Genomic DNA, 16,308 nt, shown 5'->3' with positions numbered 1-16,308 from the left:
GGACGTGCGGTGGCGCGCGCTCCTCGATGCCGGCGCAGCGCGACGGCGCGGCGGAGCAAGCTGCGCGAGGCCGCGGCGGAGCGCGACGCGCGCGGGCGCCGGGTCATCGGAGGCTGCATGGCCACGCAACCTCCGAACGCGCGGCGAGAATCCCCGATCGGCCTCTATCGCCGCCCCTCGCCGCTGCTACTCGCAGCCCCGCTCCTCTTCCGGTTCCGGTCCGGGCGAGCTGCAGCCCCGCAGGCTGACGGCGGCATGGAGGCGGGCCTCTTCGATGCGTGGATAAACGATAGAGGACGTCGGCCGTGAATGGCTCCTCTTACCGATTACCGAGGACCATCGAAGAGGGTCGTGACCGACGCCTGACCCGTGTCGATTCTCCTTCTTCGTCGTCGATCTCCCACGTTGGCGGCCGGTGGACGGCAAGAGCGCGAGCGCGGAGGCCGCGCGGATCAGCGCTACGCCTTTGACGCCGGCGCCTGTGACGATGAAGACAAGTTTGATGAAGCCGCGCTCAGAGCCTGCCCGTCCCGGGCTGCCACGCAGGGTCATGGGAAGACGAGCACCCCTCCGCACGCCGGAGGCTGGAGAGCGGAACAATGGCGGATCCCAAGGAAAGCGACGCGAACGAGCCTCCGAGCGGCCGAAACGTGCGGCCGATCAGCCCTTCCTTCTATGGCAACTACGCGGAGAAGTGGGCCGTGATCGTGGGGATATCCAGGTACAAAGATGCGGGCCTCAACTTGAGATACGCGGCTCGCGACGCGGAGGACCTGGACAAGCTCCTCAAGACGAGCTGCGGCTTCAAGAGCGCCAATGTCCAGCTCCTGCTCGATGAGCAGGCGACGACAGGCAGGATCACCTGGGCGCTCCGGAGCTTCCTCAAGAAAACTGCCAGGGACGATATCATCGTCCTCTACTTCGCGTGCCACGGCCAGCCGGACGTGGGGGCTCGAGGCAACATCTTCTATCTGATCACATGGGACACCGACCCCAGAGACGTCGGGTCCACGGCCCTGCCGATGCGGGAGGTGCAGAACGCCCTGAACGACTACGTGCTGGCCGAGCGAGGGCTCATCCTGGTCGATACCTGCCACGGCTCGCCGATCGGCGGCTCGACGCGGGCGCGGAGCGTCGACGCGGGCGACGTGATGAACCAGCAGGCGGAAGCGCTCAGCAAGGCGCAGGCGGGGATCGCGACGATCTCGTCGACGCGAGCGAACGAGACGGCGCAAGAAGGCGCGCAGTGGGACGGCGGCCACGGCGTCTTCACCTACTTTCTCCTCAAAGGGCTGCGCGGCGAGGCCGCCGAGGACGACACCGGCAAGGTGACCGTGAGCAGCCTCTACGATTACGTGAGCAAGAACGTGACGGAGGCCACGGAGCCCACGCCGCAACACCCCTGGATCAGCGGAAACGGCTTCGACAACAGCCTGCCACTCGCCTGGAGGTCGACGCTCGACATCGAGGAGCGGCTGGTGCTCGGCCGCCATCTCGCCGACATCGCGCGGCTCCTGGCCGATCGGGTCAGCATGGACCTGGCCAGCGCGCTCTTCGTCGAAAACACGGTGGACCTCGGCCTCGCGCGCCTCGATGCCGGGGACGTCGACCGCGCCATCCCGATCTTCCAGGCCGTGGTGAGCCAGGGCGGAGAGGGCGCCGTCGAGTCGGCGTACTACCTGGGCCTCGCGCTCGCGAAGGCGCACGGCGAGGGCGCGGCAAGGCAAGCTCTCGAGCTCTTCCTCGCGAAGGCCCCCGACGACCCGCGAGCGACCTTTGCGCGCGATCTCTTGACGAATCCGGAGCGCCGCGCGAGCGCGGGCACCCGGCGCGCGCTGCTGATCGGCGTCAACCACGATGCCCGGGGGACGAGCGAGGACGTGGGGGAGGAGAAAGACGCGCGCTCGCTCCGCGAGGTCTTGATCGACCGGTGGGGCTTCGCCGCCGGCGACGCGACCTTGCTCTGCGGGCCCCAGGCAACGCGTGACGGCATCCTGAGCGCGCTGCAGAAGCTCGTCGATTCAGCGTCCGAGGATGACGCGGTGGTCGTCTTCTACAGCGGCATGAGCGGCCCCTCGCCCGCCGGAGCCTCCATGATCCTTCCCTACCGCGTCAGCAGCGGCGGCGCAGCAGCGGACGCCGGGCCCCCCGACGCGTCGATCGCGCAGGACGAGGTTCATAGGAGCCTCCAGCGCATCCGCTCACGGCGCAAGACGCTCATCCTGGACACGAACATATCGCCGAAGCTGATCGAGCTCGCCCGCGGTGCATCCTACGCCGCCCTGTTCGGAGCCGGCGCCGGACAGTATGCCATCACCGTGCCCATCGATGAGCGCTACGGCCGCCGCGGGCTCTTTTCATGGGCGCTGGTCGAGCAGCTCAAGACGGCGCTACCTGGCACCACGCTGGACGAGCTCAGGGACAGAATCGCGGCGACCATGCACACACGTTGGAGCAAGCGTCAGCAAGATCCGCACCTGAGCGGGACAGGACCTCTGTCCCACCGCCTCGATCCGGTGAGCATTGACCATCTCACCCTCTTCGAGCTGAGCCGGCGCCGACGCTTCGACGGGTTCGCGCGCCACGAGCTCGAGGCGCGCTACGCTGCGGTCCTTCGCACGTTCCCCGCGCCGCCGCCCGAGCTGCACTACGCCGCCGGTCGCGGCTTCCTCGAGCAAGGAGCGTACGTTCGGGCAGCGGAGGCGCTGGCCGCGTCGGCGAGCGCGCGCGCGCCCACCGAGCCGGAGGCGCTCATGGCGGTCGGCGTCGCCCAGATCGGCGCTGGACAGCGGGAGGCCGCGGCCGGCTCGCTCCATGGATACCTCGGCGCCTTTACCCCGACGGAGCAGGCGCCGCTGGCAAAGGACGTGACCACGCTCATCACGCGGCTCGAGCAAGGCAACCGCTTCGCTGTCATCGTCGGAATCGACGCGTATGGCCATCCGGGCGTGCCCCGCCCCCGGGGCGCGGTCAACGACGCGCACGCGCTGGTTCAGGTGCTCATCGATCGGTACGGGTTCCTGTCGGAGAACGTGTGCTTGCTCCTCGACGGCGCCGCGAGCCGCGCCACGATCGTCGCGGCGTTCAAGGACCTCGCCGCGAGGCCGGAGGACGCTGCCGCGCTCTTCTATTTTGCCGGCAACGGCTCCTTCGACGCGAAAGGTGATCCGACGATCGTGAGCGCGGACGGGCGGAGCGAAGGCGTGCTCGACATCGCGCTGCGCGAGCTCGACGAGCTCGCCGGTCGGGGCTCGGCGCGGCTCGTCACCATCATGGACGCCGGCTGGACGAGCAGGACATCCGCTGAAGGGGCGAGGTACGTCGAGGCGGATCCGCGGCCGGTCCCGCTTCGACGCGTCCTGATCGGGCCCCGGGGCTTCGAGGTTCCCCCCCGCGTCGGCAGGCTGACCGCGCTCAATGGATCCATCAACATGGCAAGCACGAGCGACGACTGGCCGATGGTCGAGAAGCTCATGCCCCTGTCGCCGCCCGGCTCCGGCGACGCGGTTCACGGTCTCTTGACCTACGAGATGGTCAAGGTGCTGAGAGCAGCCCAGCCGACCGCGCTGACGTGGCGAGGGCTGTTCGGGATGATCCCGGCGACCCTTAACGTGGACATCACCGGAGAGGGAATGGAGGAGATCGCGTTCGACGACAGGCTCCTCGACAGCGCCCGCGCGTGCCTCACGAACCTCGATCGCGAGCCGGCCCGCCGTGCGCTCGCCGTGCTCGAGCGCGCTGACATACCCAACCGACTCCTGTGGCGTGGGATCGCCTACTCCATGCTTGAGAACTACAAGGACAGCATCGAGGCGCTCGAAGCGTTCATCCAGGAAAAGGAGGGGAAGCTGTCGACCGCGGCGCACTATCACCTTGGCCGCGTGCTCTTCAGGAGCAGGCGTGACCTGGACCGCGCAGTGAGCGAGCTGCGATGGGTGACGCAGCAGGATCCCACGGACTCCGCCGCGTTTCTTTATCTGGGCAGGGCGCTCCGTGCCCGCGCCAGGAGCGACATCCGAGGGGAGGCGGCGATGGCCTACGCCAAATACCTCGAGTCCGGCGCGCCTCCCGGCTACGAGAACGAGGCATGGAGTTTCCTGACAGCGAGAGGAGAGTAGCGCGCCTAGATCTAAATGGTCGAAGCGCGATCATATCGACTTCATCAAGATCGCCTATCCCAGGTGATCTGCGCCGAAGCCCGACATCGATAATCCACCCGTTCGAGAGACCTCATGAACGACCAACGCAGCTCCGGCCCCCACGACGCGAGGATGAGCGAACCGCGGACGTCGAGCCCGACGTTCCGGGCCTTGCTCATCGGCATCGACTTCTATTTTCGGAACTCTCTCCCGAACGGCGCGACGTACTTGTCGCTGCACGGCTGCGTGAGCGACGTCGACCGCGTCGAGAAGGCCCTGCGCGCGCGGGTGACCATGCCGCACGACATCAGGACGCTCCTCTCGTCAAACGTCGGGGACGAGGTGCCCGGTGGGCCGGAGAGCGCTTGGCCTACCTACAAGAACATGAAGGCGGCGCTGGATGGGCTGCTCGCCCGTACGCAGCCGGGCGACCACGTGTACATCCACTACTCCGGCCACGGCGGCCGCGTGCTCACGAAGTTCACCGACCTGAAGCCCGGCGGGTTTGACGAGACGCTCGTGCCGACCGACATCGGCGACGGCTCGCGCTACCTGCGCGACCTCGACCTCGCGTATTACCTCGACCAGCTCACGAGGAACAACCAGGCGACCGTGACCATCGTGCTCGACAGCTGCCACTCCGGCGGCGCGACGCGTGGAGTCAGCATCGCGACGCGCTGCGCGACGGGCGCCCGCGAGGGCACGGATCCCACGCTCGATACAGCGGAGCGCCCGACGGACGGCGTAGCCCCCGACGACGAGCTGTTCGCCGCGTGGACGCGGCTCGCAGCGACGGGCAGCGGGCGGCGCGCGGCGATCGCCACGACCTGGCTCCCCGAGGCCAGGGACTACGTGCTCCTCGCGGCGTGCCGCGACGTGGAGACCGCGCTCGAGGTGCGCTCGGAAGGTGGCCAGTCGACGGGCGTGCTGACCGCGGCGTTCCTAGAGGCGCTCGAGGGGCTCAGCAAGGACCAGACCTGGAAGGCGCTCTACGAGGGCGTGCTCGCGAGCGTGCACGGCAAGTATCCGTCGCAGACTCCCCAGCTCCTGGGTCAGGAGGAGCGGCAGGTCCTCGGGGCCGAGCTGCGGCCGGTCGTGCACACGGCGAGGGTCGACGGGATCGACGCTCCGAACCGGAACGTGAAGCTGAGCGCCGGTCTCGTGATGGGCACCCCCGTGGGCGCGAAATTCGGGATCTACCCCCCGGGGACCACGGACTTCACGCAGGTCAACCTGCGCGCGGGAGTCGCCACCGTCTTCAAGGTGATGGCCGTGGAGAGCTGGGCGTCGCTGGAGGAGGGCGCCGCGATCGATGCTGTAGCGCTGGGCGCGCCCGCGCTCCTCGAGGACCTGGGAGCCATCGAGCTGCGGCGAGCGGTCAACCTCTTTCACCGGAACGACCTGCCGCCCGAGATCGATCAGGATCAGGCGCTCGGCGCCGTGGGCGCGGAGATCAAGACGAGAGGGCGAGGGTTCCTCGAGCTCGTCTCCGGCGGGACACCGCACTACCAGGTCGCTCTCGACAAGGATCGTCGCTACGAGATCTGGGACCCGTCGGGAGAGGCCATCCGGAATGTGGGGACGGTGGCGATCGGCGCACCGGATGCCGCCAAGGTCGTCGTCGATCGGCTGATCCATCTCCTCCGGTATCAGGCCATCCTGAAGGTCGCCGATCCGACCTCGGGGCTCAAGGACCGTATCCGCATCGAGCTTCTCGCCCCGCCGCAGGGGTGGTCGGAGAGCAGGCCGCCCGAGGGCGGGACCGTGATCAAGCCGGACGGCGACGCGTGCGTCATCGAGCCTGACAACTGGCTGTTCGTCCACGTCGTGAACGAGAGCGACAGCCCTGTCAACATCGCCGTCGTCGATCTCGGCGATGACTGGGGGATCCGTGCCCTCGAACCTCCGCCGCCTGAGGGGCACATCCTCCCCACGCGGCGATATTCCACCGTGGACGCCAGGAGCGAGGCCCGTTTTGCGTTGCAGTTCTTCCTTTCCCAGGGGCGCGCCTCGTCGCTCGACGTCATCAAGATCTTCGCGACCCTCGGCGATGCGGATTTCTGGTGGCTCCTGCACACGTCGATCGACAGCCCCGTGACCCGGTCGCTGGCCACGAGGGACGCGGCCGCATACGACGCGCTGTTCCGGCTACGCGAGGCGCTCGACGCGGAGGAGAACACGCTGCGCGACGTGCGCCCCAGGTCAGCGCCGGGTGAGGCGTGGACCGCGAGACAGCTCCGCGTCGTCACGCGGCGGAAGTGAGCCTCGATGGAGCGGGTACGTGACACGGAGTGCCTGCTCGTCCCGGCGCGCGACGCCCCTCGTCAGGCGGCCCGCTGCTCGAGCGCGGCCCGCAGCGCCGAGACGGAGGCGCTGCGCAGGTACACGACGGGCGCCCCGTCCGCCGCGAGCGTCTGCATCTGATCGCGCAGCGCGTGCGAGACCATCGTCACCATGATCACGATGAGCGCGATCCTCCCCACGCCGTGGCGCGCGCCCGGCGGCACGCGGTTCTCGTAATGGCGCAGCGACCAGCCGTGCTTCTCGACCACATCGCGGTAGCGGCTCGACATGCCGCCGCTGCCCCCGATGACGAGCACCGTCTGATCCTCGCGCTTCCTGTCGACCGCCTGGGAACGCCGCTCCGCCTTCATGCCGTGTCTCAGAGCAAGGCGTAAGCCACGCTTCTCGAGCGGTCATCTCGGCGCAAAACCCGTCGTTCTGGTCTATTCCCGGGGATTTCCGGGCAAATTGTCGGTGAGGCGCCGGGACCTTTGTCATCGTGACAGGGCGACCGCGCGGGCTCCGCAGTGCTGGCCACGAGGGCGCGCGGGCGCGCCGGCGCTGTGGTACGAGAGCGGCCCGCCCTCTCCTGCCGCCATGCCGTCTCCCCCCGCACCGCCCAGCGACGCGCCCCCGCCCGGCACCGTCGAGCGCTGGGCCTGGGATTACGTCCTCTCGACGGACCTCGAGCACAAGCTCGCTCCGCCGCCCGTGCCCTCCCTCTGGGAGTCGGATGCCAAGCTGTCGGCGCCGGGCGCCGCGCCCGCCCCGCCGCGGCGCCTCGAGCGACCTGGACGGCCCGCCGCGCTGCGCATCTCGGAGCGCGCGCAGAAGAGCCCGGGGCCCGAGGCGCTGCGCAATCCGGCGCGCCGCGCGCAGCTCTTCCATGCGTTCCTGCACCACGAGCTCCAGGCGGCGGAGCTCATGGCCTGGGCGCTGCTCGCCTTCCCCGAGACGCCGCGCGCCTTCCGCGGCGGCCTCGTCAGGATCGCCCTCGACGAGGTGCGCCACATGCGGCTCTACGCCGCGTACCTCGCCGCGATCGGCCACCGCTTCGGCGACTTCCCTGTGCGCGACTGGTTCTGGACGCGGGTGCCCGCCGCCGCGTCGCCCGCGCAGTTCGTGGCCGTGATGGGCATGGGCCTCGAGGGGGGCAACCTCGACCACACGGCGCGCTTCGCCGAGCGCTTCCGCGCCATCGGCGACCTCGAGGGCGCCGCGCTCACGGAGCAGGTCGGCGCGGAGGAGATCCCGCACGTCCGCTTCGGGGTCCGCTGGTTCCGCCGCTTCACGCAGGCGAGCGGGACCGCCGGCCAGGCCGCGCCTTCCACGTCTGCCGCAGGCGCTCCGGCCGCCACGGGCGGAGCCGCGCCTCGTGGGCCGGACGACGCCGCGCCGCCGCCCGGTGCGAGCGATTTCGAGGCCTGGGTCCGTCACATCCCGCCGCCCCTCTCGCCGCTGCTGATGCGGGGCGAGCCGATGAACCGCCGCGACCGCAGCCGCTCCGGCCTCTCCGAGCCGTTCCTCGACGCGCTGGCCTCATGGACCGAGCGAGCGCCTGGGTCCTGAACTTCGACGCCGACGAGGAGCTGGCGCGCCCCGCGGGGTACACCCCGCGCGCCGCGGTCGCCGGCCGGGCGCCCGAGCTCGCCGGCCGGGTCTCGGCCCTGCTGCGCCCCGGCGACGTCGTGCTGAGCCCCGAGCTCCCCTCGCCCCTCGTGCCGCCGGCGCCTCCTGGAACGCCGCTCGTCGGCCGCGCGTGGTGCCCAACGCCCCGCGCCCGGCGCCTCCTCGACCGCGCCGGCGTCGCCCTCGCGGAGGCGCCGCCGCTCGACGTGCTCCGGCGCGTCAACCACCGGAGGTTCTGCGCGGACCTCGGCCAGACGCTGCCCGGCGCGCGCTACGTCGCCTCGCTGGCCGAGCTCGAGGCCGCGATCGCGGAGCCCACGCCGACGGGCCACTGGCTGCTCAAGCGGCCGTTCGGGTTCGCCGGGCGCGGCCGGCGCCGTGTCGCCCGCGGCGCCCTGCTGCCCGACGCGCGGCCCTGGGCCGTCGCGTCGCTCGACCCTGCGTCGCCGGACAGCGGCCTGCAGGTCGAGCCCTGGGTCGAGCGCCGCGGCGACTTCTCGCTGCACGGGCACGTCGCCCGCGGCGGCGCGGTGCGCCTCGGAGACGCGTGCATCCAGCGCTGCGACGCGAACGGGGCGTACCTCGGGGCCTCCCTGGCCGGCGAGGGCGACCTCGGCGACGGCGAGCGCCGGGGGCTCGTCGAGGCCGCGCTGGAGGCGGGGCAGGCGCTCGCCGCGGCGGGCTATTTCGGGCCGTTCGGGATCGACGCCTTCCGCTGGGAGGGCGAGCGCGGCGCGCTGCGCTGGAACCCGCGGTGCGAGATCAACGCGCGTTACACGATGGCGTGGGCCATCGGCATGGGCAGCGCGCGGCCTGATCTGGAGTGACCGAGGCCGTCCCCCAGGGCAGCGAGCACGAATTCTGGCAGCGGCGCCCTGCAGTCGAGCGCAGCGTCCTCCGGAGCTGCTCTCTTCCTCGCGCCAGACGCTCCTGGATCGTGCTGGGGTCCTGACCGAGCTCGGCCGCAATCTCCTCCACCGTATGTCCCAGAGCGGCGTCCACCACGACGTCGCGCAGCGCAGGATCGATCCGGTCCAGGTGGCGGAGGCTGAGCCGCGCCTCCACCTGCCCGAACGGCGACGGCATAGGGTCATCGATCGCCGCATGCGCATACGAATCGCGGCCTTTCTCCCACCAACGCTGGAACTCTCTGTAATGCGTCGTGTGGTGCCACACGACCACATCCAGCCAGCGCCTCGTGGCCTGCTTCATCGACAGGTGCTCGCGCGCAGGGACCGCTCCTGCCTCGACTGTCCTCCATACGGAGAGCAGGATATCCTGCATCACGTCATCTCGGTCGCACTCTGGAACCTGGAGCCGGCGCAGCCTGTCCCTGATCATGGGCCTTTGCTGCACGATGGAATCGAATGCAACGCGCACCTCGGGGCGCATGCCCACGTCCACCGCATCCGAGGCACGGTGGCGCTCACCCATGGCTCCCGACTCCCGGAAGTGTCGTGTTCAGCGGAGAGCGCTCTGCGTCCTCCCAATCGGACGCGCTGGCGGAGCTCGCCCCCGCTTCATCACGCTGCAGTGGGAAGCTCGTCAACGTCGCAGCTCGCCCGGCGAGCTCCGCCCCTGCGGGGGCGCGGACAGGGATCGGCGATCGAAGCCGCGGCACCGGTGGCGGCGGGAGCTTCGCCCGCGGGCTCCTGGCCGCGAGCTCGGGAGACGGCACCACGGGCGGAGGAACGTCGAGCGCGCGAGGAGGCATCGTGGGCGGAGGCGGCGGCACCGAGCTCGGCGCCGGTGACGATGCCGACGCGGGACGCGCCGAGCTCTCGCGCCTGGTGACGGGCTCGCCCACCTGGATCACCGCGGTCTCCTCTGCGTCGGTCCGGTAGTCGTCGTGCAGCCGCCACAGGCGCTCCCAGTACCGAGCAGGCGTGCCGGTGAACGCCTCCAGCTGCCGGGCAAGGCCGGGCGTCATGGGAAGGTCGCTCCTGAGCAACCTCTCCACCTCCCTCGACGATAGCCCCGTGCTCTCGGCCAGCTTTCTCCTCCACGAAAGGTTCGTCGCGCAGAGCGACTCGAGGACCCTGCCTGGCCTGGGGACGGGGCGCGCGCGGACGTCTGTCAGCTCTGCGAGCGCCGCATCGATGTGACAGTCCAGCAGGCGCCGGTATCGATCCCGCTCCGCCGCTGCCTGCTCCTTCGCATCGGTGAGGGCTGCCGCCTCGTCATCCTGCGCGTGCTCGCGCGCCTCGCGAAGCCCGCGCTCGCGTCCGAGCGCTTCGCGCGCGGTGACCGCGAAGCCGATCGCGACGCAGGCTATCATCGCGAGCCCGAGCGGCGAAATGAGCCACATCGCACCGAGCAGATCCTCCATCGTAGTCATCGCGTTTCGTTTCCTGGACCTGACCGTTCTTGTCGGGAACAAGGCGGATCGAAGCCTTGTGGTGTCCAAAGACATCACAAGCGTCACCGCCTGCTTGCCGTCAGAGCACTGCCGGGGGCTCAGCGCAGCTGTCGGAGCATTGCCTCGCGCTCGGCGGCGAGCAGCCCATCGGGGAACTCCCGCGCGTGGGCGTGCAGCAGCTGGAGCGCCTCGACGTCGGCCATGGCATTGCCGGCCTCGATAGCCCTCCGGGCCTGGTCGATCAGGCTCCTCTCGTGCTCGCTGATGACGGTCGGTCGAATGGCCCTCGCCGGAGACGCGGGCCGGCCGCTGGTCCTGGTCGAGGGAGCGGGCGTGCTGCTCGCCGCCGCCTGCGCACGTGCGCTTCCTTGATCGCTGACCGACGAGCTCTCGTGCGCGATGGGCGCGGCGGGAATCGCGGCGCCGTGCGCGCCGTCTCGCGCAGGGGACGCCACAGCATCCTTCACCTCAGGCGGGGTGACAGGGACGCGGACCACCGCCCCCCCGAGCCATGATTCCAGGTCGGCCAGGGGCGGCACGGCGGAGACGATCGCGCCGGTCAGCAGGACGAGCGCCGACTGAACGAGGATCCTCACCCCCAGATGGCGCAGCGAGGCCACCCACGACGCGCGACGTCCGAAACCCAGCGCGAGCGACAGGAAGGCGCTGTCGTCCCTTCCGTGCGAGCGCTCCTGCGCCTGCCATCGCTCCCGCTGCACCCGGAGCTCCTTGTGCGCCCGCCAGTGTCGCGTCTTCACCGTGGCCAGCGGGAGTCCCTGCTCGGCGGCGATCTCGGCGAGCGGGACGTCCTGGAGATCGTGCTTGATCACGAGATCCCTGTACTTGGGATCGAGCTGGTCTATCAGCTCCCGCGTGAACTCTTCCTGCTGCCGTCTCCGGAGCAGCTCTTCCGGGGTGGGGCACTCGTCTCGGATCTCGCACTCATCGAACGACGTCAGCACCTCGCCGCGGCAGCGGGCGTCACGTACGTGGTTGCGCGCCTGGTTGACGGCGATCGTGACGCGGTACGGGGCTGGGTCTCCCCCCGGGTCGAGCCGCTTGTCGGCCTCCAGCCCCCGCAGCAGCGCTTCCTGGGCGACATCCTCGGCGTTTCGCTCCGGCACGCCGTGGCGCCGCGCGAGGCGCCGGAAGAGCTCGAAGCCGGGGGAGACGGGAGCTGGCTTGTCCACGGTATGCAGCACACTTGAGCGGGTCGAAAGGCTTCAAAGAAATGAGCCGACGAGCAATTTTGGTCGGACAATGTAGACAAATGTAGCATTTATAACCCCATTCAGTCAGGCATGGCGGTCGGCTGAGTGCATTCAATCAACCGACCAAAAATTCTCACCAAAACGGATCTAATCTGGCGATTTCTGTCGGTTGACGCCAAGAGGACGGCATCACTAGCGTGACTGGATGCGTTGCATCGCGCATTCGCTCTCGATCTTTCTTGCGCTCGGGGTCGCGACAGGACTCACGCGCTCGGCCAGCGCGGACGACATTCAAGCGAAGGCGAAACCGAGCGGCAGTTCATCGGTCAAGGACCATGTTCGCCGTGGTCAGAGAGCGCGCACTGCCGGGCTGTGGGTCGAGGCGCACGCTGCCTACAAGGCGGCTTTCGACGCCGCCGACCCGACGACCAGCACCGAGCGAGAGCGCGCGGAGCTCGCCGGCGAGCTCGGCCTTTGCGAGGTCGCGCTGCACAGGTACCGCGACGCGGCCGAGCACCTTGCCAGGAGCCTGGAACAGCGCGAAGCGCTGCCGGACGCGCTCCGGCGGCGATTCGAGGCAGGACAGCGCGAGGCAGCGAAGCACATCGCGACGCTCGTGCTCGGGATCGATCCCCCCGACGCCGAGGTGTTCATCGACGGCGAGCGAATCGACCACGTTGCACGGACCTACACGCGCTTCTTCGAGCCAGGCAAACACATGGTCCGGGCCCGCGCACCGGGCCGTGAGGACGCGCTCCATTCGTTCCTCGCCGTGGCAGGCGCGGAGCATGAGATCACGATGCAGCTGTCCCGTACGGCGGCGAGCAGCGCCAACGAGGCGAGCCGCGCCAACGAGGCGAGCCGCGCCAAGGAGACCGCGACATCGGCGCCGGCCTCCACGCGCAGGTTGCCCGCCGCGCGCGCGCAGACTCCAAGCCCGTGGGCCTCTTGGCCGGGGACGCTGCGCATCACGGGGATCGCCGTCACGACGGCTGGCGTGGCGGTGGGCACCATCCTCATCGTTCGGGCGGGCAAGCTCGATGACGACCTGAGCGCCCGGCGTGACCTGCTCCAGGCCGAGCCGTCATCGAGCGCGTCGATGTGCTGGCACGCGCCTCGAAACTCGCCGTGTGGCGAGCTGGCGCGCCTTCAGGACGCGCGCAACACGTACGGCCGCGCCGGGCTGGCCGCGGTGATCACGGGCGGTGTCCTCGGGGCCATGACCGCCGCGTCATTCCTCACGGACTTCTCGTTCCTGGGATTCAAACCTGCTGGCGATCGAGTCAATGTCTCGCCTGTGGCGAATGGAAGCGAGCTCGGCGCGCGAATCGAGGGGAAATGGTGAGCACGAGGGCGGCCGAGAGAATGGGAGCGCTGACAGGCCGAGGCGCCGTGAGGTCGGTCATCGCCCTCGCAGTCTGCTTGTGGGGAGCCGGTACGCTGACGGCTTGCGCTGGCTATTCCGATGATTGCTCGGAAAAGCTGGCGTGTGCTCCCGAGCCGGAGCCTCCGCTCGACCCGTGCGCGGGAGAGCCCAGCACAGCGCCAGCGCTCGACAAATGCGGCGTGTTCGTCAGCGAGAACGGTGACGACAAGCACCCCGGCACGAAGGATGCGCCCGTGAAGACCTTGCAACACGCGGTCGGGCTCGCCGCGCACGGGCGAGGCCACGGCGAGGCAGCGACCCGGCGCGTGTACGCTTGCGGCGGGAGGTTCGAGGAGGCGCTCGCATTGCCCTCGGGCGTCGATCTCTGGGGCGGGCGGCGCTGCGAAGACGGCGGGTGGTCGTACGAGGGGTCGTTCGGCGGGCCGGATCACCCGACGATCATCGCTCCGGCGGAGGGGATCCCGCTGCGGGTCCTCGGGGGGAACGACGCGGTCATCGCAGGGGACGACGCGACCTCCGTGATCTTCGGCGTGCACGCCGTGGCGGCCGACGCCTCCGCGAGCGATGGAAAGTCGTCGATCGCGATGATCTTGAGTCCGGGTGCCAAGGCAAGAGTGGCGTCGAGCGATGTCATCGCGGGCAACGGCAAGGACGGGGAGGCGGGCAAGGACGCGCTCAGCGTCCGCGCGAAGGACGGCGAGCAGGGGAACCACGGCGCGGACGCATGTACCGCGGACGCCGCCGTGGGCGCCCTGCCCGTCGTGACCATGTGCGACGATGGGAGCGAGTCGACGGGCGGATACGGCGGCGATGGCGGACTCGACGTCGGCCGCGATGGCATGCCAGGAAAGCCGGAGCCTGCGGAAAATCCGCAAGGCTACGGGATTGCGGGGCTCGGCGCGGGCAGCGATCCGTGCACGAAGGGGGGAGACGGTGCGCCCGGTGCCAGCGGTGGCCGCGCTGACAGCGCGGCAGGTGAAGGCTACCTCGACATCCACGGATGGGTGGGCGTCCGGGGTGAGGATGGAAAGAAGGGCGGCGCCGGCCAAGGGGGGGGCGGCGGCGGCGGCAGCAAATCGCGTGGGCCCATGGTTGCGTGTCCTGGAGACCGCCCTCAAAGCGGTGCGGCCGGCGGCTCGGGGGGGAGCGGGGGTTGCGGCGGCCAGGGAGGCCGGGGCGGCGGCTATGGCGGAGCGAGCATCGCCATCGTTGCACTGGAGGACTCGGAGCTAGAACTCGACGCCACGAAGGTTGTCGCAGGCAACGGCGGCAATGGCGGGGTCGGCGGAACTGGTCAACCAGGCGGCGTTGGCCGGTTCGGCGGCCACGGGGGGAAGGGCTTCACTAACACGAACATGTGGGAGGCATGTGCTGGTGGCCTCGGCGGCGACGGCGGCCGCGGAGGTGATGCGGGCGGCGGGCTCGGCGGCGCTGCCGTCGGCATCGCGTACGTGGTCCCCCATCTGGCCATCCTGCCCGGCACGACCTTCGAGGTTGGGGGAGCTGGAGAAGGCGGCCCCGCAGGCAACGCCGATGTCAATGAGGAGGTGGGCAGCGGCGCGCGCGGCCCACGAGGTCAACTCTATCGTTTCGGTGCGGCAAACGAGCCGCCCCGTTGAGTCGCTCACCGCGGCGCCGCCGTCGAGGAATACCGATGATGTCAAAAGACACGATGGTCTTGCCCCTTGCCCTCTCTCTCGTCACGGTTGGCTGCGAGAGCGCGCCAGGCCCCATCGGCGCCGATGATCCGCCGTGTGCGCTCACATCGTCGTGCCAGGACGAAGCACCGCCGGAAGCCCTCTGCCTCGAGCACCTTGCGGCCGATCGGTTCGACGACGGCTGCGGCATATTCGTCAACACTTTTTTCTTTGGCGGCGATGACGCGAATCCAGGCACCAAGGCCAAGCCGGTTGGCTCGCTCCGGCGCGCGATTGCCCTGGCGCGCATCGGTCGAGGAAGGGTGTTCGTGTGCAGCGACGTCTTTGAAGAGTCCGTCATCCTACCCTCTGGCGTGGACCTCTACGGAGGCCTTCATTGCCAGACATTCGAACGCTTCAAAGAGAGTGTCACGACCGGCATCACCATCCGGGAGCGCCCATCTCCCATTGTTCTGACGGTCGAGCCGGCAGGCGCAGGCGACACCGGGGCGGCCGATGGCGTCTCGACGATCGACCACGTCGACATCTCCGGCGGAACCCATATCGGGATGCTCGTTCGTTCGGGCTCCGCGGTCGAGTTCACCCGGGGCGCGATCCACGGATCCTACGGAGTTGGTGGCGGCCATGGCGAGAGGTGGCCCGGGTTGAATCAAGCCCCGGACGGGCGGCACGGAATCTACGGGGGGGATGCGTGCTCGGCAGCCACCGTCGCCGGCGGACCCGCGGTGGTGAACCCGTGTGAGGACGGGCTCCCGAGCGTCGGCGGCAAGGGAGGCGACGGGCGCGCCAACGGCGCTGGAGATGGAGAGGCCGGCGAGCCCGTACCCGCGCCGAACCCCGGCCACGAGGGGCAGGGAGGACTCGGCAACCGCGAAGACGGTGGTTGCGCCAGCGGCTTCTCCGGGAAAAGCGGCACGTGGGGCGCGGCCGGCGCAGCTGGCAAGGGCATCGGGCGGCTCACGGAGACCGGATGGGAGGGCGACAAGGCAGCCGAGGGGGGCCGCGGCATGCCGGGCCAGGGCGGTGGCGGAGGAGGCGGGCGTCGCGGCGGGCTCGCTGTGTGCGACGTGGCCTCCAAGGGGGGCGCAGCGGGCGGTTCGGGCGGCGCGGGGGGCTGCGGAGGTCGAGGCGGCCAACCGGGCGGGAACGGCCGTCCAAGCATCGCCATCGCCGTGCTTCACGCCAAGCTGACCGTGCGCGACAGCCTGCTCACGACGGACAACGCCGGGGGAGGTGGTGACGGCGGGCCGCCCGAGCGAGGCGGCGACGGCGGTCGAGGTGCACCGGGCGGGGCCGTGGGGGACGGCACCTGGTCGTGTGGCGGCGGCGAGGGAGGCCGAGGAGGCGACGGCGGCTACGGCGGCCCTGGACGCGGCGGCGACTCGATCGGCATCGCCTACCTCGACGAGGACCAGCTCACGCTCGAGGGCGTCAGGTATGAACTGGGACCGCCGGGCAAGGGCGGAGTGAGCTGGGATTGGTCTGGCGAAGAGATCAAGGGGGAGGACGGCATCGCCGTCAAGACGCTTCGCTTCCGCGAATAGGAATCGACACGCTCGAGTCATTGTCAGCAGCCTGCCGCAGGCGCGGCGCCATACGGTCCCATGGCTGCCCCCCCGCAACGTCAGCGCCTACGACAGCT

At 70.0% G+C, this 16,308-nt stretch carries 11 protein-coding genes; 7 read left to right on the top strand and 4 right to left on the bottom strand.

All coding sequences use genetic code 11. The annotated features are described in order from the left end of the window. Positions 1-599: 599 nt before the first annotated feature. Entirely contained in the window at positions 600-4,118 is a 3,519-nt protein-coding gene (locus tag WMF19_RS05265) for a caspase family protein (protein WP_437898062.1), read from the top strand. A gap of 153 nt (positions 4,119-4,271) precedes the next feature. After that, a complete protein-coding gene (locus tag WMF19_RS05260; RefSeq protein ID WP_437898061.1) occupies positions 4,272-6,401 on the top strand; it encodes a caspase family protein in 2,130 nt (709 codons plus the stop codon). Between the two features lie 62 nt (positions 6,402-6,463). Here WMF19_RS05260 and WMF19_RS05255 read toward each other — a convergent pair whose 3' ends face one another. Then, entirely contained in the window at positions 6,464-6,793 is a 330-nt protein-coding gene (locus WMF19_RS05255) for a DUF2325 domain-containing protein (protein ID WP_437327760.1), read from the bottom strand. Positions 6,794-7,019: 226 nt separating this feature from the next. Between WMF19_RS05255 and WMF19_RS05250 the strand changes: the two genes are divergently transcribed. Continuing rightward, positions 7,020-7,991 carry a ferritin-like domain-containing protein gene (locus WMF19_RS05250; protein WP_437898060.1) on the top strand — a complete coding sequence of 324 codons (972 nt, stop codon included), beginning with the start codon at positions 7,020-7,022 and terminating at the stop codon, positions 7,989-7,991. Further along, positions 7,964-8,878, top strand: coding sequence for a hypothetical protein (locus tag WMF19_RS05245; protein ID WP_437898059.1), 915 nt, complete (start codon positions 7,964-7,966; stop codon positions 8,876-8,878). Before WMF19_RS05250 ends, WMF19_RS05245 begins: the two co-directional genes overlap by 28 nt. Here WMF19_RS05245 and WMF19_RS05240 read toward each other — a convergent pair. From WMF19_RS05240 to WMF19_RS05230, 3 genes are all read right to left on the bottom strand, one after another. Then, positions 8,814-9,485 (bottom strand): sigma-70 family RNA polymerase sigma factor, encoded by a 672-nt coding sequence (locus WMF19_RS05240; RefSeq protein ID WP_437898058.1) that lies wholly within the window; start codon positions 9,483-9,485, stop codon positions 8,814-8,816. The two genes, WMF19_RS05245 and WMF19_RS05240, sit on opposite strands and share 65 nt — an antisense overlap. Continuing rightward, complete coding sequence (locus tag WMF19_RS05235) at positions 9,478-10,380, bottom strand: helix-turn-helix transcriptional regulator (protein WP_437901595.1); 903 nt, start codon at positions 10,378-10,380, stop codon at positions 9,478-9,480. The genes WMF19_RS05240 and WMF19_RS05235 overlap by 8 nt, the downstream gene beginning before the upstream one ends. 128 nt (positions 10,381-10,508) lie before the next feature. Next, a complete protein-coding gene (locus WMF19_RS05230) occupies positions 10,509-11,600 on the bottom strand; it encodes an RNA polymerase sigma factor (RefSeq protein ID WP_437898057.1) in 1,092 nt (363 codons plus the stop codon). Between the two features lie 226 nt (positions 11,601-11,826). Between WMF19_RS05230 and WMF19_RS05225 the strand changes: the two genes are divergently transcribed. The 3 genes from WMF19_RS05225 to WMF19_RS05215 are packed head-to-tail and all read left to right on the top strand — an operon-like array spanning position 11,827 to position 16,210. Beyond that, a complete protein-coding gene (locus tag WMF19_RS05225) occupies positions 11,827-12,966 on the top strand; it encodes a hypothetical protein (protein WP_437898056.1) in 1,140 nt (379 codons plus the stop codon). Positions 12,967-12,986: 20 nt separating this feature from the next. After that, positions 12,987-14,627 carry a hypothetical protein gene (locus WMF19_RS05220; RefSeq protein WP_437898055.1) on the top strand — a complete coding sequence of 547 codons (1,641 nt, stop codon included), beginning with the start codon at positions 12,987-12,989 and terminating at the stop codon, positions 14,625-14,627. A 35-nt stretch (positions 14,628-14,662) separates the two neighbouring features. Continuing rightward, entirely contained in the window at positions 14,663-16,210 is a 1,548-nt protein-coding gene (locus WMF19_RS05215; RefSeq protein ID WP_437898054.1) for a hypothetical protein, read from the top strand. Positions 16,211-16,308 lie beyond the last annotated feature (98 nt).

It is taken from the genome of Sorangium sp. So ce124 (assembly GCF_051525235.1).
In the GTDB taxonomy this organism is placed as follows: Bacteria; Myxococcota_A; Polyangia; order Polyangiales; family Polyangiaceae; genus Sorangium; species Sorangium atrum.
Note: the sequence above shows the minus strand (reverse complement) of the source record. Positions and strands in the feature narration are given on the sequence as shown.

Bases quoted from the DNA above. Each gene is read 5' to 3' on its own strand.
- WMF19_RS05245 (WP_437898059.1), top strand. From the start codon at position 7,964: ATGGACCGAGCGAGCGCCTGGGTCCTGAACTTCGACGCCGACGAGGAG.
- WMF19_RS05215 (WP_437898054.1), top strand. From the start codon at position 14,663: ATGATGTCAAAAGACACGATGGTCTTGCCCCTTGCCCTCTCTCTCGTC.
- WMF19_RS05240 (WP_437898058.1), bottom strand. From the start codon at position 9,485: ATGGGTGAGCGCCACCGTGCCTCGGATGCGGTGGACGTGGGCATGCGC.
- WMF19_RS05260 (WP_437898061.1), top strand. From the start codon at position 4,272: ATGAGCGAACCGCGGACGTCGAGCCCGACGTTCCGGGCCTTGCTCATC.
- WMF19_RS05225 (WP_437898056.1), top strand. From the start codon at position 11,827: ATGCGTTGCATCGCGCATTCGCTCTCGATCTTTCTTGCGCTCGGGGTC.
- WMF19_RS05255 (WP_437327760.1), bottom strand. From the start codon at position 6,793: ATGAAGGCGGAGCGGCGTTCCCAGGCGGTCGACAGGAAGCGCGAGGAT.
- WMF19_RS05235 (WP_437901595.1), bottom strand. From the start codon at position 10,380: ATGGAGGATCTGCTCGGTGCGATGTGGCTCATTTCGCCGCTCGGGCTC.
- WMF19_RS05250 (WP_437898060.1), top strand. From the start codon at position 7,020: ATGCCGTCTCCCCCCGCACCGCCCAGCGACGCGCCCCCGCCCGGCACC.
- WMF19_RS05220 (WP_437898055.1), top strand. From the start codon at position 12,987: ATGGGAGCGCTGACAGGCCGAGGCGCCGTGAGGTCGGTCATCGCCCTC.
- WMF19_RS05265 (WP_437898062.1), top strand. From the start codon at position 600: ATGGCGGATCCCAAGGAAAGCGACGCGAACGAGCCTCCGAGCGGCCGA.